The organism is Rhodococcus sp. ARC_M5 (assembly GCF_022810405.1).
Classification (GTDB): Bacteria; Actinomycetota; Actinomycetes; order Mycobacteriales; family Mycobacteriaceae; genus Rhodococcoides; species Rhodococcoides navarretei.
The window spans coordinates 1-1,474 of record NZ_JALGQE010000045.1; the positions used below are offsets into that span (position 1 = coordinate 1).

The window sequence follows — 1,474 nt, forward strand, 5'->3', positions numbered from 1 at the left end:
GGGTAAGTCCCGTGGGGTGGTGGACATTCGGTGAGGCGGCGTAGCCGCAGCTCGGGCGTGTCGTACCCGTGTTGTGGGTGGGCCATCGCGTAGTGATGAACGAGTTACCTCTCACAGTGACTCGACCAAAGGACCACGCGATGACCCACGACCATTCTGCCCTGATCACCCAGCTCGATGCACTCAAGGGTGCAGACCCGGCGTCGGTGTTCGCCGAGCTGATCCGCGCCGGCCTGCAGGCGCTGATCGACGCCGAAGCGACCGAGGTCCTCGGTGCCGGCCGCTACGAGCGGACGGCCGAGCGCACGAACTACCGGAACGGCACCCGCTCGAAGACGGTGTCGACGACCAGCGGAGACGTCGAGATCCAGATCCCGAAGCTGCGCACAGGGTCGTTCTTCCCCAGCCTGCTCGAGCGTCGCCGACGCATCGATCAGGCGTTGTACGCGGTGATCATGGAGGCCTACGTGCACGGAGTGTCGACCCGCAACGTCGACGACCTCGTCGCAGCGTTGGGTGTTGACTCGGGCGTCTCGAAGTCGACTGTGTCGAGAATTTGCCAAGGGCTCGATACGGAGATCGCGCGGTTTCGTGAGCGAACGTTGACCCACACCACGTTTCCGTACGTCTTCCTCGACGCGACGTATTGCAAGGTGCGGATCGGGGCGCATGTGGTCTCGCATGCGCTCGTCGTCGCGACCGGGGTGTCGATCGACGGCACCCGTGAAGTGTTGGGCACCGCGGTCGGGGACAGTGAGTCGTTCGATTTCTGGCGGGAGTTCCTGATCGGGCTCAAGGCGCGGGGGCTGTCGGGGGTGCATCTGGTGATCTCCGATGCGCATGCCGGTTTGAAAGCTGCTGTGGCGCAGCAGTTCACCGGGGCGTCGTGGCAGCGTTGCCGGGTGCATTTCATGCGGAACGTCACTTCCGCGGTGTCGTCGAAGCAGGTGCCTCCGGTGATGGCGGCGATCAAGACGATCTTCGCGCACACCGAGCCGGATGCTGTTGCAGCGCAGTGGGATCAGGTCGCGCAGACGCTCGCCGGGTCGTTTCCGAAGGTGTCGGCGATGATGGACGGTGCGAAGGAAGATGTGCTCGCGTTCCGTGCGTTCCCGAAGTCGCATTGGCAGAAAATCTGGTCGAACAATCCGATCGAACGACTCAACAAGGAGATCAAACGCCGCGCCGATGTCGTGGAGATCTTCCCCAACCCGGCGGCGTTCCTGCGCCTGGCGACCGCGGTGGTGATCGAAGCGCACGACGAGTGGCAAGTGACCCGCCGCTACGTCTCCGACGTGTCGATGGACGAGCTGAGGGTCGTCATCGCCAGGAAGGAACGCGCTGCAGTATCAACCGACACGACCGCTGAGTCGTTGACACCTCAGCTCGAAAGCGCCTAACATACAACACAACTCGTTGATCATGAACCGGATGGTTCACCGATCCGAATTACACCACCCCATGGGGCACTATC

At 63.0% G+C, this 1,474-nt stretch carries 1 protein-coding gene; it reads left to right on the plus strand.

What is annotated here, in order from left to right:
• Positions 1–140 precede the first annotated feature (140 nt).
• Positions 141–1,400, plus strand: a complete 1,260-nt coding sequence (locus MTX34_RS25450; RefSeq protein WP_068052702.1) for an IS256 family transposase — start codon at positions 141–143, stop codon at positions 1,398–1,400.
• Positions 1,401–1,474 lie beyond the last annotated feature (74 nt).

What these genes read in the sequence shown, in the direction of transcription:
- MTX34_RS25450 (WP_068052702.1), top strand. Translation starts at nt 141, where the DNA reads ATGACCCACGACCATTCTGCCCTGATCACCCAGCTCGATGCACTCAAG.